We start from the raw sequence: 18,881 nt of genomic DNA on the forward strand, positions 1-18,881 counted from the left end.
CTATAGATTCAGAACTTGTAAAAATACGCAACTGTAATGCTAATTTACAGGAGTATGGATTTGCCGACTGGAAAGGTAAAATGGTTCAACGTCGCAAAGGGCTTTGGTTTCATCATTCCCGATGAAGGTGGGGCCGACATCTATCTTCCTCTTAAGAGCGTCGAGGCAGCAAAATTACCACGGCTCGAAACAGGCATGACCCTGAACTACGCCGTAACTGAGAGCAGGGGACGGAAATTTGCCGACAATCTCAGCATCGTCTCATCGGTCGCTGTTGAAATATTGCCCAGCAAAGCAAAGGGCGAAGACGTACAAAAGTCGCTGGGCACTGACGACGAATTTGAGCGCGAATGGGGCCTGCGACCCGTGTGAGTTACTGGATTGATGATCTTTCGGCCGAGGCAGGGGGCCTGCCTAGGCGCAGGTTCCGAACCATTTTCCTCAGCAATGCGCCAAAACCGATCCGCATCGAGGCGTAACTCGCGCTCGGTCTCAAGCCAGATGCCTCTAGGGCTTTTTCCTTTGAGAGGTTCTGCCGTGATTTCAGAGAGGAGTGCTGTACGTCCACTGAACTCTTGATTGTGTTGGTCGAAGGCCTGTAACCTCTTCAGGTTTAGATCTATATTTGTAGCTTATCATGAGTTGTGCTAAGCTCCTCTCTGGAGCATGGTATGGCTATCGCAAAACCCATAAGGCCGCTAACCGACCCACAGCGGTTCCTGGATTGCCAGGGGGCGCTCTCGCCATTGGTGCTGAAATTGATTGCCGACGCCGTTGATGCGGAGTGGAGCCCAATAGAAGCGACGGAGGCAATCATAGTTTTGGCCGAACAGGACGCGCTGTCTAAAGGCGCTACGGTATAGATCAATGAAATGTTGCTCCGATTTGTCACTGACCCCAAGTCCTAGCCAGGGCGAACGGATCTGATGATTACGAATAGAATCATGGCGTCCTCCTGCTCCGTGTACCAACACTTTGCCGTCGAGTCATACCGTGGCACGTCAGGCTCGACGGTATGGGCGGCCCCGAATAGTCCGCTGTGAGCGCCAAAATTGAGAAGGCAGCCCTAAGTTTGAGCCTACTCGAATGCGGAGGCGCGGCTGATCACGAGTGCATGTCGGCATTGACCGGAGGGCCGGCCACTTTCAATGCCCGGCTGCCGCCTTGATCACCCAAGGTGGAGCAGTAGTTCAAACAGCGTAAAAATTTCGAGCAACCCATATGAGTATGAGTGTATGAACGTCGGCCTAGCTTTTGGGAGTAGTTGATTGGGCGTTCCGCAAAAGGTCGTTCCAATCATCGGGCGGATCGCCATCATCTAGCCGTTTGGCAAAGACGGTGTAAGGATCAGTTCTAGATCCCGCCTTGCGCAATGTATTTTCGTCGTTCATCCAAGCATAGATTATAACTCGGCTGGCGCTGTCGAAACGATAGAATAGCCTGAAACGCGAGAGAAACTTTGCGCGCCGCCAGTGTCGGTGCGCTGAGCCGAGTGTGTTTCCCAAGCCAAAGATATAAGCGTTGGGATCGCGCGGAATCTCATCGAAGATGAGGGCTTGTATCCGGGCAAGAAGTTTCGCCTTGGGATGGGATGTATAGTCATCAGGTTTCTCGGATGCCAGTCGTGTCACATCCCGTTCAAGCATGTCGAACGCTTCGGCAAAGGCGCTGGAACGATAGAGTTTCCAGCCATGCCGTTCGGCAAATTGGGTCTTCGCCGGCGTCACAGCGTGACATCATCCGGGATTACATCGGTGTCAGCAACGGTGACATTTGCCGTGAGCGTCCGAATGCGAGCGACATCCAGGTCGGTGAAAGGACGCAGACGGTCGGGATGTTCGACCATGTCGCGTTCCAGAAACGCAAGATAGGCCGAGACAACGGGATCGCGTTCTGGGTTATCATTTGCCCCGTCCCCAGGCTCGGACGTATCCAGCGTCACTAGCATACTGCCCGGGCCAATGACATGGGCGCGAATCTTTGCCCGCTGCTTGAACTCCGGATGCGCCTTGAAAAGCGCCTTGTCGAGGCGCAACGCTTCCGAACGTCCCGTCGTCGTAATTGATCCTTTGAATTCCGCGTACGCCATGCCGGCCTCCTTATGCTGGTACGTGGAATAATACGTTTCGTATAAAAAATCAAGCGATCGTAGGCTATATATCGACACGCGCGGCAACTGCTGTAGTTGTCTGTTCATGGTTTCATGTAGGTTCACATGCGGCGTGTTGAAGTTTGCGGGGCCTGCGGGAAGGGCCCTGATCTGGGATCCGTTCGCTGCTGAGAGATCCCCAACCTGCGGATAGTCTGAAGGGTCCATTCAGCCAGCATTCAGGGCCGAGCGCCATGATGCCCGTCAATCCGGAGTGATCTTCGCATCTCGCGTTGTCCGACCCGGTTTCTGGAGCATAACAATGTTCAGGAAAACTATCCTTTCGGCGCTCGTTCTTGCCACCATCGCCACTCCTCTGGCACTGACTGCTGGCGTCGCTGATGCGCAAGAGTATTACGGCCGGCCCTGGCATGACAATCGCGGCTGGGAAGGGCCTCCGCCTGAGAGGCCCACTATCACCATGATTATGGCGGCGTCATCGCCGGAGGACTTGCTGCAGGCTTGGTCGGCGGGCTTATCGGCACGGCTATCGAAAACAGCGGTCCTCGGTACTATGCACCACCGCCGCGCCCGCCAGAGTGCTGGTATCAGCGTCAGACGGTTCAGAATCGATACGATGACGGGTACCATGTTGAGAGCGTGCGCGTCTGCACCTGACAAACTAGGCGTGAAAAGCCAAGTGCCGCATAATCTGTGGTTTCGACCTGCCCGTGGTTCCCTGATGGATGCAGTCTAGCCGATTGGGCGCTCTCCAACCGTGGGCGAGCAATCTTTTGTTTTCAAATGACTGGAAAACTCATTTCAGATTCGAACCGTACACGGGAGGATTTCGATCCTATAGCGTTCACATCGGCCAGTCCATGGTGGTGCTCATGGATTGGACTGCCATGGGTCTAAGCCGCTCCGAGTGGGAAAGGGTGAGGGGTTACCTCTGAAGCTGCCCCGGCATTGAAGCGCCTAGGCGCTACCAAGCCTATATCGATCAGGGAAAAGTCGTTGCCTTTGTAGGCGACCTTGGTCCCGTAGGCGCGAGCACAAGCGTAGGCGAAACAATCGCCCATATTGAGCTTTGCAGGGTGGCTGACGATCTTGCCGTACCGCTGCGCGGCGTCGAGGGCGTTTGTGCCCACATCGCCAGAAATCATGACGTCTCTCGCCTCCAGGTCGATGAGAAACTGATCTACTATTCGGCGAGACTCCCGCAGCATTTCGGGCGTTGCAGGCTTGTTTCGGCCGACGCGCTCAGCCATGCGGCGGGCGAGCGCTAGCGAAGCTTCCATGCGAGCAACTGACGACACATAGAATGGACCTTCGTCCTGCCCAAGACGGTCTAAAAGCTCCTCGCGGTCTTCTTCATACGCGAGGATCGCGACAATCACGGATGCGTCGAGGAACAGCATCAGTCCTCGCCCCACATTTCATCGGTCTCACGCTTGTGGTCGCCGGGTGCATAAGGTCCCGCTGCGCGGGCCATCGCAGATATTTTGCGAGGCGGTCGCGGATCGGCAGGCTGCTTCTGCGGCTGGCGATCTCGCGTTTCAGTGCCGCCTTCACGGCGTCGACCTTGGAGGTTTTGGTAAGGCCTACGAACTCATCCGCGAGCTCGTCGACTTCCGGATCCTTGATGTAGAGAGGCATGATCAGCATATCCTTTGAAGCATATATAATATCGTCTTTTTCATATCCTTGCAACATCACTTGGTGCGTTTGCGGCAGTCGGTTCACACCAACGAGGCTTTTCGGCCGACATCACCCAGGGAACGTCAACGTTTTGATCATGGGGCGATCGAAGAATCGTCGAGAGATATTTATCTTTCACCAGCGAAGCACGGGCTGCGGTCCGCAGCATGTTGTTAAACGCGGCCTACGAGCCTTGCCTGGATCATTATTCCGCTCCTTCCGCCGAGGCACCTTTCGAGGACGAAGGGGAGGGCTGCAGCAGGTCGGCAAACAGCTGCCTGTCGGCATCGCGGGTGAGGAAGCCCGGCAGTTCGCGGCGTAACCATTCGGCGAGACGTTTCGAAAACTCGGCATCGCCGCTGTTTTCCAGACGGTGGAGAACGAGGGCGCCAAGCAGCACCTTGCGTCTTGTATCTTCCTTGCGCTCTTGTTGGCCGAGGCGGGCTTTGAGGGTTCTGCGCTGGGCCTCGATCTGGGCGAGGCGTTCATCGATGGTCTTCCTGGCCATCATCTCTCCTTTCGAACAGGTCTAAGGCGAAGCGGGACTAGGCAGTGTCCCCATAAACGGGGTTCATCTTATTGACGGTGTATGATTCAATCTCCTTGAAAGGAGATTGCTATGCGCCGTCACGAATTGAGCGACGAAGAATGGGCTATCATTGCACCTCTTTTGCCAAACAATAGCCGTGGAATTGAACGTGTCGATGACCGCCGGGTGATCAACGGCATCCTCTGGCGTTTCAGGACTGGTTCGTCTTGGCGAGATGTGCCGGAGCGTTATGGCCCGCGCACGACGCTTTACAATCGGTTCTCCCGATGGCGCAAGGCGGGCGTCTGGGATCGTCTTCTGGATGCCGTTTCAAAGCGTTACGATGGAGACATCGTGATGATCGACAGTTCTTGTGTTCGCGTTCACCAGCATGGTGCCAACGCTAAAAAGGGGGATCTGCCGATCCTTGCATGGGACGTTCGCGCGGCGGCCTGACGACAAAGATCCACGCTCTTGTCGATGCAGATGGCAGACCGGTTCGGCTCGAACTCACCGCCGGCCAAGCCGGCGATGCACCGATGGCTGAAAAGCTGTTGAGCGACCTGCGGCCCGGCGCGTCGATCCTCGCCGACAAGGCATATGATACGGATGCAATTCGTAACTTTGCCAAGCAACGCAAGTGTTGGGCGAATATCCCTGCAAAGGCCAATCGAAAGCAGACATTCAGCTTCAACTGCTGGGTCTACCGTCAACGCAATCTCGTGGAACGGACCCTAGGCCGCCGGAGAAGAGGGTGCCCGATTAGAATTGTTTAAGGCGCGACCGTATCCTTCAGTACTTATAAGCAGTCTGCTACGGTCAGCAGGCCGAACCCACCGCGCCGGTGAGGTCTTGATCAAGCTCGCAATTATATACAATCCGCCAGGCAGTCTGTGGCCGGCGCCGACGCGATTGTAGGCGTCAAAACGTTACCGGTCGAACGCTTGGCTGAGATCGACTCATACGAGGACCTTCGAATACCTTCGGTGGATCGTGCGCTTAATTTGAGCTTCGTCGATCCAATTCGGACGACGGCAAGGGCTTCAAGGGTCACCCAAAGGGCTCAGTTGAATGGACCTCAGCGCAGTCGGGCCATTAGATATGCATCTACATATTCGCCGTCACGATACGCGTTCTGTCGTAGTATTCCCTCACGAACAAAACCAGATTTCTCGTAAAGCCGGATGGCAGGGCCGTTATCTACGAACACATCAAGTTCGATACGCCGGATGTCATGCCACCTGTCGGCCGTCTCAATCAACGTGCTGAGGAGCTTCGCTCCGACACCTTTACCGACAAAATCGTCATGAACGCCAATAGCCAAAGTCGCACTATGAAGCTGACGGCCGGTTTTGCGGTGTAGCCCGGCATTGCCGATGACCTTGCCATGCCATTCAGCACAAATAAATATATCTGTAGGCGACATAGCTTCGATATATTTTCGAGTTCTATCCGCGCTATGGAACGGTTGGCGTAAAGTCCCATAACGAAACCCGGGCAGGTTAAGAATTTCCGTAATTCCTTCGGCATCTTGCGTGCGAGTACCACGAATTAAAACATCCTGCACGTTGAACTCTGGGGATGGCGCTGCGCAGTCAGTGGGCCGCATTGTTGTTTCCTTTTCAAAGGTGGCAGGTGTCATTTTGCTGATCATTTGGTAGATGCTATCGAGCCTGATCTGCGTCCCAAGTGACCGGAAAGTTTTGAACCGTTCGGATGCCCGAAAAGCCGGTGACTTTTGGAAAGGGACCTGCGGCTCTGATGGTCGGAAAACGCTCCGCTAACACGGTCAATGCCTCTTCCAGCTCAGCTTTCGCCAGTGCTTCGCCCAGACAACGGTGCGCTCCAGCGCCAAATACCGGATGCCATTTCAATTGCTCTCTTGTAATATCCAGCCGATCAGGGTCGTTGTAGAGATGCTCGTCTCGGAGGGCGGACATGGTCACAAGGGAGCAAGCTTTATTGGCAGGGAGGAGCATCCCGTCCAACTCGATATCGGTTGTGGTAAAGCGCGGAACCGAGCCTATCGCGGGCTCATAACGAAGGCATTCCAGGACGGCCTTTGGAACCAGGTCGTGATTGTCTAAAACTGCATTCCATTGCTCAGGATGCTGGAGAAGCACTGCCAGCTGAATGACGATGGCAGATCGCGTCGTGTCGCTGCCACCGACAATCAAAGTCATGATTTGGGTAATCACTTCCTCGGCGGACAAGGATCCGTCGCTTTCCACATCGGAGAGAAGTTTGCTCACAGAGTCATTGTTTTTCTCATAGCTGCGCTTTGCCACTACGTCAGCAACATATGATCTCAGCTCGCCGGCTGCTCGTTGAAGCTGCGGTACATCTTGCGCACGCCAAGATCCGCCCAGGAGCGGACTGAAGCGGTATACGATCTCTGTAAATCTATTCACATCGTCCTGGGGGAGGCCCAAGATCGACGCAATGATCCTGGCCGGAATAAGAGCGGCAAAGTCCTCAAGCAAGTCCATGCCACCATCGGGCGCTGCGGTATCGGCGATCTGCGCAACGGTCTCTCTAATGAGAGGTCGCAACGCATCAATCATCTTGAAGGCGAATGTCCTGGTCAGGCGAGATCGTCTGCGCAAATGGACATCGCCATTCGACGTCAGCATCCCGTTTCGCACGAATTCCCAGATCGGCCCATTCTCAACGCCGCGCAGGGTGACCAATTCTGTTTCTACCTGACGTGTCTTGGCATCGCTGCACAGGCTGAGAACGTCGTTGGCACGCAAGATGAGATATACCCCCGCTTCCGACAAGATGAACGGAATCTCCTTTCGGTAGTGCCGGTAGACGCGATGAGGGTCGGCGCTCAGGGTTGAAATGGGTAGCACCGGAACTCGAAAGTTCGTAGACCGCTCTGCGGAGTTGTCTAGGGTCATTCATCAATATCCTTTAATTCGGCTCATCGGCCGCCTAAATTTCCGGCCAGCTGCCGAAACACAACCGACGCGTCAGGCAGGGCGGTAGCGGTCTTTAGCGGCGACAGCCGGCCTGCATTGTGTGCTGGTAACAGTGGTGGCAGATCCCCGTTGAATAATGTGCGCAACGGAATCGGCGCGAATTTCCCCGCGTCGTTAGGTCTGCCTGTCACGCCATCAACATCTACGTGCAGCCACATTAGCGCGCTGGGAAGAAACTTAATCCACGGTCCATCGCACAGTTGAATTCGAGTGTCTTACCCTTTTGTTCGTACGCGGGCAGGCTGAACACAGTCATAGAAAATTGAGCGCTGTTATCTGGGTGGACTTTGTATCGTAAAAACTGAACGATCGGCTTTCCATCGAGATCGATGGTCATATGCTCGTCAGCAAAGGCAAGCGTCCCATCGTCCGTCAATCTGAATGCGTTAATCCGTAGTCCACCGCGTGTTTTGCTCGGCTTTGCATCGTTTGGTACCGCGCTGCAAAGACTGAGATCAACGGTGACGGCGACCGGCTGCCCCTTGCCAAGCATATGAATTACAGCTGGCAGGGCGAGGGGGCCCTGGCGGTTCTCGGTTGCACTCCCTGCGGCGGGTAGCAATGCCGCGAGGAGAATAGTGAAGACGCGCTTCATGCAGTACTCCTTGGAACTCTCGGCGCATCGCTCAAAAGCGCCGTCAAATGGATTGGCATCGCGTAACTTGACGCAGTGCAATTGCGTTGCGAGGGAAGCCGTTACCCTAAACCACCGATGGAGCGTATCATCTGAACTTCTTCAACCGGCTTGCCATTCTCGATAATTCCGCCAGGCATCACGCAGAGATCAGAAAAAAGCTGACTACGATAGAATGCAATGGCAGATACATTTTCGCCGCTGACGCATAGCTCCAGTTTCGAAATACTCTCGTCTTTTGCGAATGAAATGACATGGTTCAGCAAAGCCGAAGCCGTCCCAGTTCGCCGAAAGTCGGCGTGGACGTAAGCCATTACGATAATAGCCCGGTGCTTCAGTTTTGCTGGATGCCTGCGAATAAGCCCCATCAATCCCACAGGGATACCACTATGGAAAGCGCCGAAGACTGGATCAGTTAGCCGCCTATTCCATTCATCCTCGGAAAGAGACTCCCAGTCATCAAGAATGCTGGCGTAGGACGATGGTGTGGACCTTAAGGCCTGCAGCCATATCTGTTTGAAGATAGAGCCTTCCCCGGGCACAATCCGTCTGTATGAAATTTCTTGTGTGTTCAAGATATGCTCCTTTTCCCGGTTTGTTGCCAACACGACAGACTGACCCAGCAAACGTCCGTTTTAAGCGCTGCATGCGCCAGAGTTTAGGTCATCCTGTCCACACCAGCACCGGAAGTATCAGACAGAGCGGCGGGGATTCCGCTCTGTTAACGAGTCGTCGTTGATTGTCCTCCTGACTGGCGTCGCGCTGGGAGGTTTTTGTATGCTTGTCTTGGGCCAGCTTACTGCCGATAGGCCTGTAATCCGCCTGAGCATCCTGTTTCAAAGATCGTTTGGAAGTGTCGTCCTCATGGCGGTCGTCACGGGGGCATCGCTCTATGGAATAACCTATCTCATCCCTCAATTCCTTGCCCGTATTAGTGGATACAACGCGCTTCAATCGGGAATGGTCGTTCTTATCAGCGGCCTGCCAATGCTGGCGATCATTCCGTTCTTCCCGCTTCTGATCAGAACCCTTGACCTCAGGATCGCAATCGCATTCGGGCTGGCCTGCTATTCGGTCAGCTGTTACCTGGACACGAGCCTCACCGCAGCTACCAATGGCGGAGACTTCGGTTTCTCGCAGCTACTGCGAGGGCTCGGGCAGACGTTCACCCTTGTCTTCCTGAACCAGGCGATGACGAGCTCCGTACCTCGCGAGCAGGCGCAGGACGCAGCCGGAATCTACACGGCTGCCCGTAACCTAGGCGGGTCTATCGGGCTGGCCGTGATAGGACTCATGCTCGACCGTCAGACTTCGGTTCATACGCAACGTCTAATGGAGAGGGTCACCGCCAATTCAGTTATTGCTCAGGAACGCATCCACCAGTCCGGCAGCGATCCGCAGTCTGTTCAGCTCGCCATTGTGAACATCTTTCAGGTTATTAAGCGTGAGGCCGCCGTCATGGCATTCAACGACATGTTCTATTTTTTTGCCATCGCCCTTCTGGTCATTTTCCCCCTAGTGTTTATCCTAAGACCAATTCAGCGCGGACCCGCCGTGGCGATGCCTCAGCATTGAATTTATGGCCTCAGCACTGGGAGATGAAAGGGACATTATGAAATCCGCGCTGATGACGGCAAGGCGGCCGAAAATGCCCAAGCCTCGCCGCGCCCAAGAGGGCGTGCTTTACGTCGATCTCAATGCGACTGTCCGCGAGAAAGCGTTCAATAGACTTCCGACGGGTTACCGACGCTATCGTTGTCCAAGGTCCGCTCTCGCTTAAGCACGGGGCTCGGAACCTTCATGGATGGCCGCGAGGTTCGCCCGTTTCATGGTGCGACGACAGAGTAGCTAAACAACGGGGCGCCTGGGCCTCGCGTTGAAGCGATGACGGCACAATATGCGTCTGTACCCCGGTGAATGGCTGATGTGTATTTAGAAAAAAAGGCCGCGAAACATGTGTTTCGCGGCCTTTTTTGATGCGATCGTTTGGATCAGATCTCTTCGTTGCCTGACAGCATGATGCAGACAAGCGTGATGAAGGCGGCGATTGCCATGTAGTAGCCGACATAGGCAAGGCCGTAGTTGCTGGCGAGCCAGGTGGCGATAAAGGGTGCCAGCGAGGCGCCGAAGATCCCGGCAAAGTTGGAGGTGATGGAGGCGCCGGTATAGCGCACTGCCACCGGGAACGGGGCTGCCAGCGCAGTTCCGATCGGACCATAGGTCATCCCCGCCAATGCCATGCTGACAGCGGCGAAGATATAGATCTCGGTGAGGCCACCGGTGAGCAGGGTCTGCAGGAAGAACGAGAAGACACCGATCGCGACCGTCGTGGCGACGAGCACGGTGCGGCGGCCAAAGCGGTCCGACAGCTTGCCGGCGATCGGGCAGAAGATGCCGAAGAACACCGAGGCGACGATCTGCACGAGAAGCGCGTCGAGGAAGCTGATCTTCAGGACCTTGACGTTGTAGGACAGCAGGTAGGCCGTGCCGATGTAGAAGAGCACGAAGGTTGCCAGCGCCACGAAGGTGCCGAGGACAAGGCTGCGCTTGTGGTTCTTCAGGATTTCGACCACGGGAACGGCAACACGCTCCTTGCGGGCGACGGCTTCGCTGAACTCCGGGGTCTCGGTGATCGACAGACGGACCCAGAGGCCGATGCCGATCAGGATGATCGAGGCGATGAACGGCACGCGCCAGCCCCAGGTGATGAAGTCTTCCTGGGAGATGAAGTGCAGCAGCAGCCAGAAGACGGCCGACGACAGGAACAGGCCGACGGGTGCACCGAGTTGCGGGAACATGCCGTACCAGGAGCGCTTGCCCTCCGGCGCATTCTCCGTCGCCAGCAGCACCGCGCCGCCCCACTCGCCCCCGAGACCGAAGCCCTGGCCAAAGCGGCAGATCGCCAGCAGCAGAGGCGCGGCCACGCCGATCGAGGCGTAGGAGGGCAGGAAGCCGATCAGTACCGTCGAGATGCCCATGGTCATGAGGGCTGCAACGAGCGTCACCTTGCGGCCGATGCGGTCACCAAAATGGCCGAACACGATGGCGCCGATAGGACGGGCGAAGAAGGCGATTGAAAAAGTCGCGAATGATTGCAGGACGCCGGTGGTCGGATCGCTGGTCGGAAAGAACAGCGTCGGGAAAACGAGGACGGCAGCCGTCGCGTAAACGTAAAAGTCGAAGAATTCGATGGTGGTGCCGATCAGGCTTGCCAGCAGAACGCGTGACGGCGAATTCAGGGAGGCACTGTTTCGCGACGAGGGAGCCGGCGATAATGGCGATATCGCTTGTTTCATTTTCCTACCAATCCGGAATGCTAAGTTCAACTTCACGGGCCTTAACGCAATCTAAGGCCCCGCCAGGCTCGGAACTAATTTTCTACATGACAATGCGATGACGCGTCTCATAATTTAGCCCGCAGCTTTTGGTCGCATACCGCCAATGCCTCAGTCGTTTTCAACGAGGAGCTATCGTTTCGACTCTGCCAACGCAGAAAAAATCTCGCGTGGCAAGCGCCGGGGAAGACGCGAGCCCGGCACAATGTCGTCCGCTCGTCTACGCCAAGCGCACCGCTTCCTTTCCAAATTCCTTGGTAGATTTCTTCTGCTTTGGCATTCCGGTTTCCCTTCAACTCAAGAAAGCTTCTCCACTTTTCTGAAGAAAGTCCCGGCTCAGTTCATCCGTAAAATCGGTGCAACATTTCCCAATAACAAACGACACACCGCAACAGTAGCAAGGCGCATAATGCCGTTGCGCTTCGCATCGCGTACAAACATCGATCTAACTCAGTCGCCAAATAGGACCGGGTAGAGCGTTTTAGTCAAAGGGAAGTTTCATGACACGTTATGTCATCCGCGCTTGGTGTTCGGTGCAGTCGCTGTGCGGCAAATCCCAGGAGCAGCCTCAGCGTGTCGCGATAGGCGGCAACCGTCTGACGACTGACGGCGCGGTGTTGGCCAAGATGTTCAAGAAAGAAGCGCTGAACAAGGTTAGAGAGGGACGGCGCGTTGCGATCAGACATAGTCGTTCTCCCGGAGTGCGAAGCCTTCGAAGCGTGATCCGGCGGTGGCCATCAGATCGGGGATGCCGGTCATGTACCAATAGGTGTCCGATACCTTGGCGTGGCCGACATAGGTCGAGAGCGCCGCGATGGCGTTGTCGATGTCGCATCCGTCTGCTTGCCAGCGCTCCAGCCGTCGACAAATGAAGGTGTGCCTCAAATCATGAATGCGAACGTGGGGATAGGAACCGCGCGGCATGATTCCGGCTGCGAGGCGCAGCCGTTGAAAGACGCCGTGGACGGTTCGCTTGTTGAGGCGTTGCCCGCCTGCGATGGTGAAGAAGGCTTGCTCCTCTTCCTTCCTGGCGAAACGCTCTCGGACCAGCAGATATGAATCAAGCGCGCTGGCGACCGACTGATGAAGCGGCACATGCCGAGACTTTCGGAACTTGGTCATACGCACCGTTGCACAGCAGGCTTCGATATCGACATCGCGGCAGCGCAGGTTGATCGCCTCCGAAATGCGCAGCCCGGTCGCGGCGATCAATCCGATCAACGCCTCGAACACGACCGATGGCAGCCCGCCCTGCGGTTGGAGGGCGCGTGCCGCGGCCATCTAAGCCGAGGATCTCGTCATCGGTATAGATATGGGGCGTCAACCTCCGCCGCGACTTGCGGAATATCGGCGCTGTTGGAAACTCTGTCACGGGATCCAGGCGCGTCATGTATGCTGCAAACGGCTTCACAACTGCCAGCCGTCCAGCCCAGGTGAAGGGGTGACTGATCCGCGACCGGTCCTTTGCCCAGCGGATGACAAGGTCGTTGGTCAGTGTGCCGCAGTTCTGCTCGTCGGCGAAACCGGCAAAGGACCTCAGCAGCCGAGCGTCGGGGCCGCTGACGTTGAAGCCTAGCAGAGAGCGTTCCGCCAGGTAGGCTGCGACATGTTCCGTCATTGTTGTCTTCATCGCCATCACGCCCTCCCTGGCCAGGGAAGAGCGACAGCCGACAGCCGCTCGAAATCGATCTTGGTGTAGATCTTTGATGTGTGAGGCTGCGATGGCGCAGGATATCGGCAATGTGCTTCATCGGTGTGCCCTCGCGTAGCAGTCGGCTTGCCACGCTGTGGCGCAGAACATGCGGGTCGCACCGATCCCAACCGCACCGGCGAAACGCGGCGATGACTGCACGCTTGGCTACTCCTGTCTGGACCGGACGATCATAGGGCGCGACATGGCGAACGAAGATCGCCCGGCTCACCGTCTCGGGCCGCTCGTGCCTGAGGTATTCGGCGATTGCCTCGCCGGTTGCCCTGGGCAACGGCAGGCAGTCCATGAAATGCGTCTTGGAGCGAGCGATCCTGACTGTTCCGTTCCGCCAATCAATGTCCTCGATGCGCAGCTTGACCACTTCCGCACAGCGAAGGCCAAGATCGGTGACGCATCTGACCATGGCATAGGCCCGTCGACCAGATGGTAGATTCGCATCGAACGATGCCAGAAGCGCGTCAATCTGGGCTGGTGACAATGTCTCGGGTAGTGACGCCAGACGCCAGTGCGCCGCGCGCGGGATGGCCGGCAGAAGTTTGCTGACCTTGTCGCCGCACATCTGTCGGTACTTCAGATAGCCGCCTATCGAACTACCCGCGACGCGCACTGCCCCGGCGCCCCAATCGCGACCTTCACCCAGGACGAACCGCCTCATTGCTCCGGTATCGATCTTCGTGATGTCGACAGAGCCCGCGCCGAAAGTTTGAGCGAGGAATCTGCCGACAATTAAACCACGTTGCCGCCGTGTGGTCTCCGCTAAGCCTGCGACGTCACGCATATAGGCATCGAACGTGGCCAGCTCCTTGCTTAGCCCATCCTGCTCGTCATCCGGCCAAATGGCCCCCTCGGCCTCAAGCAGTCTCAGCAGGTGACGAATGGCGGTTCGCAGTTCATACCGCGTCCGGCGAACTGGCTCAGGACAACTGCAGATCGGCAGGTGATCGTTAAGAAAGCGATCCAGCACCGCCGCGCTCAGCGATGAAAGACCAATGCCCTGCTCGCCGAGCCAGCGTGCGAAATGGGCGACGCTCGCGAGATAGACGCGGATCACATTGTGCGCGTACCGGTCTTCCCGAAGACGAGCGACATAGCGGTCCTGATAGGATGATAGAGTGCTGGACGATAGCCATGCTTGAGGTCCAGGCTGCAAAATGATGGGCTTCATGGAAATCTCCCCTTCCAGTGATTGGAGCAGGGAGAATGAAATTATGCGCAGTTGGAATCGTCACGCTGCTTTCGCAATCGCTGTAAAACAATGGTTTTTTACCGAGGATCCAGAAAGCCTACACATAATCCCGAGCTTCGCATAATTGCGATTGACGACTATCGGCCGGATGGTCCGCTCGACGCTGTTATTGTTGATCTCGATGCGCCCATCAGTCAGGAAAAGCCACCTAGAGCGATGTAAGGGACGCCCTCCATGCTTCGTCCTGACGGGCGGCGAGACCTCCGACTACCGTCGCACGCGAGAAATAGTTGTCAGGGTCCACCCACACTGGCTGCTAGTGGTGCAGCGCGCGAAGCTTCGTGGTGATGACACGCATGGTGCGGTCCAATAGCTCCATTGGCGCTTCGATTCTATCCAGCTCTGGAGCTATTGTTTCTCGAGCGATCGGTTGAATAGAGTTCCTGGCGCAAACGTTGATAGCTTTCTGCTAGTCTCTCGCTTACTTTTTCCACCTCGCCCAACTTACCGTCGGATACGATATTTGATGATGTTATGCGTAATACGGCTGCTTCGAGTTCACCTAACTCGGTGTCATTTCGAGTTGCCGGATTGTTCGATGAACGTGTCTCTTGTGATTGAGAATTTTTGAAATCGTGTTCTATGTTCCAATACAAGTCTTCGTGGTTGCCATCACCACTTCGAAGCTCATCAATACGACTACGATGTACATCTGAGAGGAAATTCTGCGCACACACGAGAAATTCGGCGGCACTTCCCTGATCGTCAGAATGGTCAGCTCTGTCAAACAGATGGAGCGCGTGATCAATTAAACGATTTTTATCATTCGCATCGAATAAGCCGAGCTTCTCTTTGAGTAATTGCAGAGCCTCAGCTTGCTTTTGCTGTTCGGGGAGATGGAGGACTTGGTCAACGAGTTTCGTTCTACGCTGTGACGTCTGGAAATCGATGATCGGAATGACACTCTTGAGCCGTGGCGGCGTCACAGCCTGGTCATCGCGCGGCACGACGTTTTCAAACAGCCTGCTTGCAGACGTCCCGAGACGATTAAGCTTATGTTTAAAGTCGCCGGTAGGCCCATCTTTCAGCATTTGCCTCGCTTCACGGCCAGCCTTTTCGAACCTTCCGAGCTCGGCGGCTGTTTTTACTGGATCGGGAGTAACCAGCCTGGAGAATATATCTGCGACTGAATCTGTGTTCATATTCTTATGGAGTCCGGAACTTTCGCTACTATCGATCTTACCGGGATTTTCCGCATTCAATCGCTTCATCGTCATATTTCCTTTCCGAGCTGCGTCACCGGAAGCACACGTGAACTTTGATTTTAGAGACAGGCATGGTTATCGACCGAAGTACGAATTTCAACCAATTTTGCCTTACAATTGTAAGAGGGATTGAGTGCCGAAGATCGTATCGCTCCGGCGTGGACCGCCTTGCGAGTTTTGGGCGATATCGTGATTTTGCGCTCTTGAGAGTGGAATTAAGAGCGCAATGAGGACCTATGGCACAGGCCATTTTGCTGACGGGTCAAGAACGGCGTCGTCGTTGGTCACCGGCTGATCGGCTGGAAATTCTGGAGGCAGCATTCGCTCCCGGTGCGAATGTGTCGGAGGTAGCACGTCGTTTTGATGTTTCGACGGGGCTGCTCTACACGTGGCGCCGCCAGGCGCTGTCGGTTGCGGTGGCGGATGGTCCTGCCTTCGTGCCCGCGACGGTCGTGGGTGCCGCGGGCGGTGGCGATGTCGTTGCGGCGACGATCGCTGTGGACTTTGCGAACGGTACCAAGGTGAGGATTGCGTCCGGGGCACCTTGTGATCTTGCCGCAGCAGTAATGCGAGCGCTCAAATGATCCCGATCAGTTCGAGCGTGCGTGTTTGGATTGCGAGCGGCCATTGCGATATGCGCAAAGGGATGCAGGGCTTGGCTCTGATCGTGCAGGAAGGTCTGGGCCGTGATCCGTTCAAGGGGGACGTTTTTGTCTTCCGGGGGGAAAAGTGGCCGGCTGATCAAGGCTCTTTGGCATGACGGAATTGGCCTTTCGCTATACGCAAAGCGGCTTGAGCGCGGCCGTTTCATTTGGCCGGCGACGGAGGGTGGAGCGATTGCGCTGACGGCTGGCCAGATGTCCTATCTGCTTGAGGGAATTGACTGGCGAAACCCGCAGCAGACATGGCGCCCGACGAGCGCGGGATAGCGTTTTTTTGGCGGGATTGCGTGCGGCAGCACCAAGAAAAGCTATACAAATCAGTGGTTTTGTGATTCACTTCGAGCATGGAAACCGGCTCGGGAAATCACCGTGATCATGCTGCAGCCCTGGAAGCAGAGCTAGCGATTGCGCGGTCGGAACGGGCTACTGCTTTGGCCGAATTGGCTGTTGCCAAGGCCAAGGAGGCCGACGATCAGGCCATCATTCTTCGCCAGAAAGTCTATATCGAAAAGCTGCAACGGGAACTGCGCGGTCAGAAGTCGGAACGGACAGCGCGGCTGATCGCGCAGATGGAGCTGATGCTTGAGGACGCCGAAGCGGCGGCGACTGAAGATGAGCTTGCCGCCGAAATGGCCGTTGCTGCAGCTGCTGCGATTGCGGTCACCGGCTTTACGCGCAAGCGGCCCGTCAAGAAGCCTTTCCCGGAACATCTTCCGCGTGAGCGTGTCGTGGTGCCTGGTCCGGTTGCCTGCAGCTGCTGTGGCGGTGAACGGCTTCGCAAGCTCGGCGAAGACATCACCGAAACGATGGAGAGCGTACCGCGTAGCTGGAAGGTCATTCAGACGGTGCGGGAAAAGTTCACCTGCCGTGACTGCGAGAAGATCAGTCAGGCACCTGCACCCTTCCATGTCATACCGAGAGGATGGGCGGGTCCGAGCCTTTTGGCGATGATGCTCTGCGACAAGTTCGGCCAGCACATTCCCCTCAATCGCCAGGTCGAACGTTTTGCCCTGGAAGGTGTGCCAGTCAGTCTGTCGACAGCAGCAGACGCGATTGGCGCGTGCTGCCAGGTCCTTGCCCCGCTTGTGAGGCGGATTGAAAGCCATACGTTCGCGTCTGAACGGATCCACGGTGATGATACGACCGTGCCGGTTCTCGCTCTCGGCAAGACCGTCACCGGTCGGATATGGAGCTACGTCAAGGACGATGCTCCGTTTGGCGGAACGGCGCCTCCGTCGGCGATGTTCTATTATTCCCGGGACCGGGCCGGCGAACATCCACAGGCGCATCTGGCCAATTATAGCGGCATCCTTCAGGCGGATGCCTATACGGGCTATGGCCAGCTCTATCTTCCTGATCGAAGTCCGGGCCCGATTCATGAGGCGGCGTGTTGGGCGCATGCGAGGCGACCATTCTTTGCGCAAGCCGATTTGGAGGCCAACGCGCGCCGAAAAGCGCAGGGTAAAAATGCCGCCGTCATCTCGCCGGTCGCCTTGAACATGGTGCAGCGGATCGACGCACTGTTCGAAATCGAGCGCCATATCAATGGCCGTACGGCCGATGAGAGAAAAGCAATCCGCCAGCAGTTGTCAAAACCGCTGATCGACGACATGGAGATATGGATACGCGAACACCGCGCCAGGTTGTCGCGCGACAATGACTTGGCAAAGGCGTTTGACTACATGCTGAACCGCTGGGAATCCTTCATTCGTTTCCTCGACGACGGGCGCATTTGCCTGTCGAACAATTGTGCGGAGCGATCTCTGCGCGGTGTGGCGCTCGGTCGGAAAGCCTGGCTATTTGCCGGTTCCGATCGAGGGGGCCAGCGGGCGGCGGCCATGTACAGCCTGATCGTCACCGCGAAAATGAATCGCATTGACCCACAGGCCTGGCTTGCCGATGTCCTTGCCCGCATCGCCGACCATCCAGTCAGCCGTCTTGATGAGCTTCTCCCCTGGAATTGGCGGGAAACCACAACATCGCCACTGAGGCAGGCGGCCTGATGGCAGGTCCTCTCGTTCGCTTAAAGATCATGCTCGATGACGTTGATCCCTTGGTGATGCGGCGCGTTGTCGTCCCATTCCGCATTCGGCTTGACCGGCTTCATGAGGTTCTTCAGGAGGCTTTCGGCTGGACGAACAGCCATCTGTATGAGTTCAGGATCCGTGACATCGGGTTCGGCGTGCCTGATGGCGGCTTTGATGGTCCCATCGATGCACGCAAAGAAACGCTTCTTGCTGCCATAGAAGATATCGGCGCGAAATCATTCAAGTATCTCTATGACTTCGGCGACGGCTGGACGCACACCGTGAAAATCGAAAAGGTTTTACCGGCGACCGCCGGCTTCGACGATCCCTTCCTGCTTGACGTTGTCGGACGATGTCCACCGGAGGATGTCGGCGGTCCGTGGGGTTATGAAGAGTTCCGCGAGGCCATTGCGGACACCAACCATGAGCGTCACCACGAACTTGTGGAATGGTGGGGCGATGCGCACTACGATCCTGGCGATGTCGACGCCGGCAATCTCCGCAAAAACGTCGAGGCTTTAGCTGCAAAGTGGAAGCGCCGATCGCGAAAGAAAAGCTGAACCTGCGGTCCTCGGCGAATGCTTACCGAAGATCGAGAAGGGAAAGCTTGGTCAACGGTTGAGGTCGACTATTGTCGACACACGCTTGACGATCAGCCGATCAGCGACGGGTCTCAATCTACATTTTAAAGCCTGTCGCCGTTTTTACGATTCAATCTTCTCAAATCAGCTTATCGGTGATTCTCTTTCGCTTTGAAG

20 protein-coding genes and 3 pseudogenes are annotated in these 18,881 nt (G+C 56.1%); 8 read left to right on the top strand and 15 right to left on the bottom strand.

All coding sequences use genetic code 11. The features are described from left to right. The first annotated feature begins 60 nt into the window (after positions 1-60). Entirely contained in the window at positions 61-372 is a 312-nt protein-coding gene (locus PR018_RS25495) for a cold-shock protein (RefSeq protein ID WP_279621508.1), read from the top strand. Positions 373-1,247: 875 nt separating this feature from the next. Here the strand turns inward: PR018_RS25495 and PR018_RS25500 are convergent. The 5 genes and pseudogenes from PR018_RS25500 to PR018_RS25525 form a co-directional block, all read right to left on the bottom strand. Continuing rightward, a complete protein-coding gene (locus PR018_RS25500; RefSeq protein WP_142832562.1) occupies positions 1,248-1,727 on the bottom strand; it encodes a type II toxin-antitoxin system YhaV family toxin in 480 nt (159 codons plus the stop codon). Next, positions 1,724-2,089 (bottom strand): type II toxin-antitoxin system PrlF family antitoxin, encoded by a 366-nt coding sequence (locus PR018_RS25505; protein WP_244615597.1) that lies wholly within the window; start codon positions 2,087-2,089, stop codon positions 1,724-1,726. Before PR018_RS25505 ends, PR018_RS25500 begins: the two co-directional genes overlap by 4 nt. Positions 2,090-3,081: 992 nt before the next feature. Beyond that, positions 3,082-3,510, bottom strand: a pseudogene (locus PR018_RS25515) (type II toxin-antitoxin system VapC family toxin); the annotation flags it as partial. After that, positions 3,464-3,805, bottom strand: a complete 342-nt coding sequence (locus PR018_RS25520) for a type II toxin-antitoxin system VapB family antitoxin (RefSeq protein ID WP_341799013.1) — start codon at positions 3,803-3,805, stop codon at positions 3,464-3,466. The pseudogene PR018_RS25515 and the gene PR018_RS25520, both read right to left, overlap by 47 nt. Before the next feature lie 190 nt (positions 3,806-3,995). Then, positions 3,996-4,298, bottom strand: a complete 303-nt coding sequence (locus PR018_RS25525) for a mobilization protein (protein WP_142832564.1) — start codon at positions 4,296-4,298, stop codon at positions 3,996-3,998. A 105-nt stretch (positions 4,299-4,403) separates the two neighbouring features. Between PR018_RS25525 and PR018_RS25530 the strand changes: the two are divergent. After that, positions 4,404-5,062 (top strand): annotated as a pseudogene (locus PR018_RS25530) (IS5 family transposase); the annotation flags it as partial. A 335-nt stretch (positions 5,063-5,397) separates the two neighbouring features. Here PR018_RS25530 and PR018_RS25535 read toward each other — a convergent pair. The 4 genes from PR018_RS25535 to PR018_RS25550 form a co-directional block, all read right to left on the bottom strand. Continuing rightward, positions 5,398-5,928 (bottom strand): GNAT family N-acetyltransferase, encoded by a 531-nt coding sequence (locus PR018_RS25535; protein WP_142832567.1) that lies wholly within the window; start codon positions 5,926-5,928, stop codon positions 5,398-5,400. 55 nt (positions 5,929-5,983) lie between these two features. Beyond that, positions 5,984-7,222 (bottom strand): cytochrome P450, encoded by a 1,239-nt coding sequence (locus PR018_RS25540; protein ID WP_142832565.1) that lies wholly within the window; start codon positions 7,220-7,222, stop codon positions 5,984-5,986. A gap of 238 nt (positions 7,223-7,460) precedes the next feature. Next, entirely contained in the window at positions 7,461-7,898 is a 438-nt protein-coding gene (locus PR018_RS25545; protein WP_143123509.1) for a VirK family protein, read from the bottom strand. Between the two features lie 101 nt (positions 7,899-7,999). Next, a complete protein-coding gene (locus PR018_RS25550) occupies positions 8,000-8,512 on the bottom strand; it encodes a GNAT family N-acetyltransferase (protein ID WP_244615603.1) in 513 nt (170 codons plus the stop codon). Positions 8,513-8,672: 160 nt separating this feature from the next. Here PR018_RS25550 and PR018_RS25555 point away from each other — a divergent pair, with 160 nt between their 5' ends. Then, entirely contained in the window at positions 8,673-9,512 is an 840-nt protein-coding gene (locus tag PR018_RS25555) for an MFS transporter (RefSeq protein ID WP_279621509.1), read from the top strand. Positions 9,513-9,928: 416 nt separating this feature from the next. On the opposite strand, the gene PR018_RS25560 is transcribed toward PR018_RS25555, so the two are convergent. The 6 genes and pseudogenes from PR018_RS25560 to PR018_RS25585 form a co-directional block, all read right to left on the bottom strand. After that, positions 9,929-11,233 (bottom strand): MFS transporter, encoded by a 1,305-nt coding sequence (locus PR018_RS25560; protein WP_279621510.1) that lies wholly within the window; start codon positions 11,231-11,233, stop codon positions 9,929-9,931. Between the two features lie 524 nt (positions 11,234-11,757). Beyond that, complete coding sequence (locus PR018_RS25565) at positions 11,758-11,958, bottom strand: site-specific integrase (protein WP_142832591.1); 201 nt, start codon at positions 11,956-11,958, stop codon at positions 11,758-11,760. Continuing rightward, positions 11,951-12,553 carry a tyrosine-type recombinase/integrase gene (locus PR018_RS25570; RefSeq protein ID WP_142832590.1) on the bottom strand — a complete coding sequence of 201 codons (603 nt, stop codon included), beginning with the start codon at positions 12,551-12,553 and terminating at the stop codon, positions 11,951-11,953. The genes PR018_RS25565 and PR018_RS25570 overlap by 8 nt, the downstream gene beginning before the upstream one ends. A 17-nt stretch (positions 12,554-12,570) precedes the next feature. Next, positions 12,571-14,148 carry a tyrosine-type recombinase/integrase gene (locus PR018_RS25575; protein ID WP_142832589.1) on the bottom strand — a complete coding sequence of 526 codons (1,578 nt, stop codon included), beginning with the start codon at positions 14,146-14,148 and terminating at the stop codon, positions 12,571-12,573. A 138-nt stretch (positions 14,149-14,286) separates the two neighbouring features. Continuing rightward, a pseudogene (locus PR018_RS28615) lies at positions 14,287-14,373 on the bottom strand (IS66 family transposase); the annotation flags it as partial. 188 nt (positions 14,374-14,561) lie between these two features. Beyond that, positions 14,562-15,440, bottom strand: coding sequence for a hypothetical protein (locus tag PR018_RS25585; RefSeq protein WP_142832588.1), 879 nt, complete (start codon positions 15,438-15,440; stop codon positions 14,562-14,564). 230 nt (positions 15,441-15,670) lie between these two features. Here PR018_RS25585 and tnpA point away from each other — a divergent pair, with 230 nt between their 5' ends. From tnpA to PR018_RS25605, 5 genes are all read left to right on the top strand, one after another. Beyond that, positions 15,671-16,018, top strand: coding sequence for an IS66-like element accessory protein TnpA (gene tnpA / locus PR018_RS25590; RefSeq protein ID WP_142832437.1), 348 nt, complete (start codon positions 15,671-15,673; stop codon positions 16,016-16,018). After that, positions 16,015-16,194: an IS66 family insertion sequence element accessory protein TnpB gene (gene tnpB, locus PR018_RS28620; RefSeq protein ID WP_205470432.1), complete on the top strand. Its 180-nt coding sequence runs from the start codon at positions 16,015-16,017 to the stop codon at positions 16,192-16,194. The genes tnpA and tnpB (PR018_RS28620) overlap by 4 nt, the downstream gene beginning before the upstream one ends. Next, positions 16,121-16,363: an IS66 family insertion sequence element accessory protein TnpB gene (tnpB, locus tag PR018_RS25595; protein WP_425064178.1), complete on the top strand. Its 243-nt coding sequence runs from the start codon at positions 16,121-16,123 to the stop codon at positions 16,361-16,363. The genes tnpB (PR018_RS28620) and tnpB (PR018_RS25595) overlap by 74 nt, the downstream gene beginning before the upstream one ends. Before the next feature lie 77 nt (positions 16,364-16,440). Next, positions 16,441-18,099 carry an IS66 family transposase gene (tnpC, locus tag PR018_RS25600; protein ID WP_142832615.1) on the top strand — a complete coding sequence of 553 codons (1,659 nt, stop codon included), beginning with the start codon at positions 16,441-16,443 and terminating at the stop codon, positions 18,097-18,099. After that, a complete protein-coding gene (locus tag PR018_RS25605) occupies positions 18,099-18,683 on the top strand; it encodes a plasmid pRiA4b ORF-3 family protein (RefSeq protein WP_209187419.1) in 585 nt (194 codons plus the stop codon). Before tnpC ends, PR018_RS25605 begins: the two co-directional genes overlap by 1 nt. Positions 18,684-18,881: the final 198 nt, after the last annotated feature.

Origin of the sequence: Rhizobium rhododendri, assembly GCF_007000325.2 — a bacterium.
GTDB lineage: Bacteria > Pseudomonadota > Alphaproteobacteria > Rhizobiales > Rhizobiaceae > Rhizobium > Rhizobium rhododendri.

Excerpts from the sequence above, each read along its gene's own strand:
- tnpA (WP_142832437.1), top strand. The coding sequence starts at position 15,671 with ATGGCACAGGCCATTTTGCTGACGGGTCAAGAACGGCGTCGTCGTTGG.
- PR018_RS25540 (WP_142832565.1), bottom strand. The coding sequence starts at position 7,222 with ATGACCCTAGACAACTCCGCAGAGCGGTCTACGAACTTTCGAGTTCCG.
- PR018_RS25520 (WP_341799013.1), bottom strand. The coding sequence starts at position 3,805 with ATGTTGCAAGGATATGAAAAAGACGATATTATATATGCTTCAAAGGAT.
- PR018_RS25545 (WP_143123509.1), bottom strand. The coding sequence starts at position 7,898 with ATGAAGCGCGTCTTCACTATTCTCCTCGCGGCATTGCTACCCGCCGCA.
- tnpC (WP_142832615.1), top strand. The coding sequence starts at position 16,441 with ATGGAAACCGGCTCGGGAAATCACCGTGATCATGCTGCAGCCCTGGAA.
- PR018_RS25570 (WP_142832590.1), bottom strand. The coding sequence starts at position 12,553 with ATGGCCGCGGCACGCGCCCTCCAACCGCAGGGCGGGCTGCCATCGGTC.
- tnpB (WP_205470432.1), top strand. The coding sequence starts at position 16,015 with ATGATCCCGATCAGTTCGAGCGTGCGTGTTTGGATTGCGAGCGGCCAT.
- PR018_RS25505 (WP_244615597.1), bottom strand. The coding sequence starts at position 2,089 with ATGGCGTACGCGGAATTCAAAGGATCAATTACGACGACGGGACGTTCG.
- PR018_RS25585 (WP_142832588.1), bottom strand. The coding sequence starts at position 15,440 with ATGAAGCGATTGAATGCGGAAAATCCCGGTAAGATCGATAGTAGCGAA.
- PR018_RS25605 (WP_209187419.1), top strand. The coding sequence starts at position 18,099 with ATGGCAGGTCCTCTCGTTCGCTTAAAGATCATGCTCGATGACGTTGAT.
- PR018_RS25525 (WP_142832564.1), bottom strand. The coding sequence starts at position 4,298 with ATGGCCAGGAAGACCATCGATGAACGCCTCGCCCAGATCGAGGCCCAG.
- PR018_RS25565 (WP_142832591.1), bottom strand. The coding sequence starts at position 11,958 with ATGTCTGATCGCAACGCGCCGTCCCTCTCTAACCTTGTTCAGCGCTTC.
- PR018_RS25560 (WP_279621510.1), bottom strand. The coding sequence starts at position 11,233 with ATGAAACAAGCGATATCGCCATTATCGCCGGCTCCCTCGTCGCGAAAC.
- PR018_RS25535 (WP_142832567.1), bottom strand. The coding sequence starts at position 5,928 with ATGCGGCCCACTGACTGCGCAGCGCCATCCCCAGAGTTCAACGTGCAG.
- PR018_RS25575 (WP_142832589.1), bottom strand. The coding sequence starts at position 14,148 with ATGAAGCCCATCATTTTGCAGCCTGGACCTCAAGCATGGCTATCGTCC.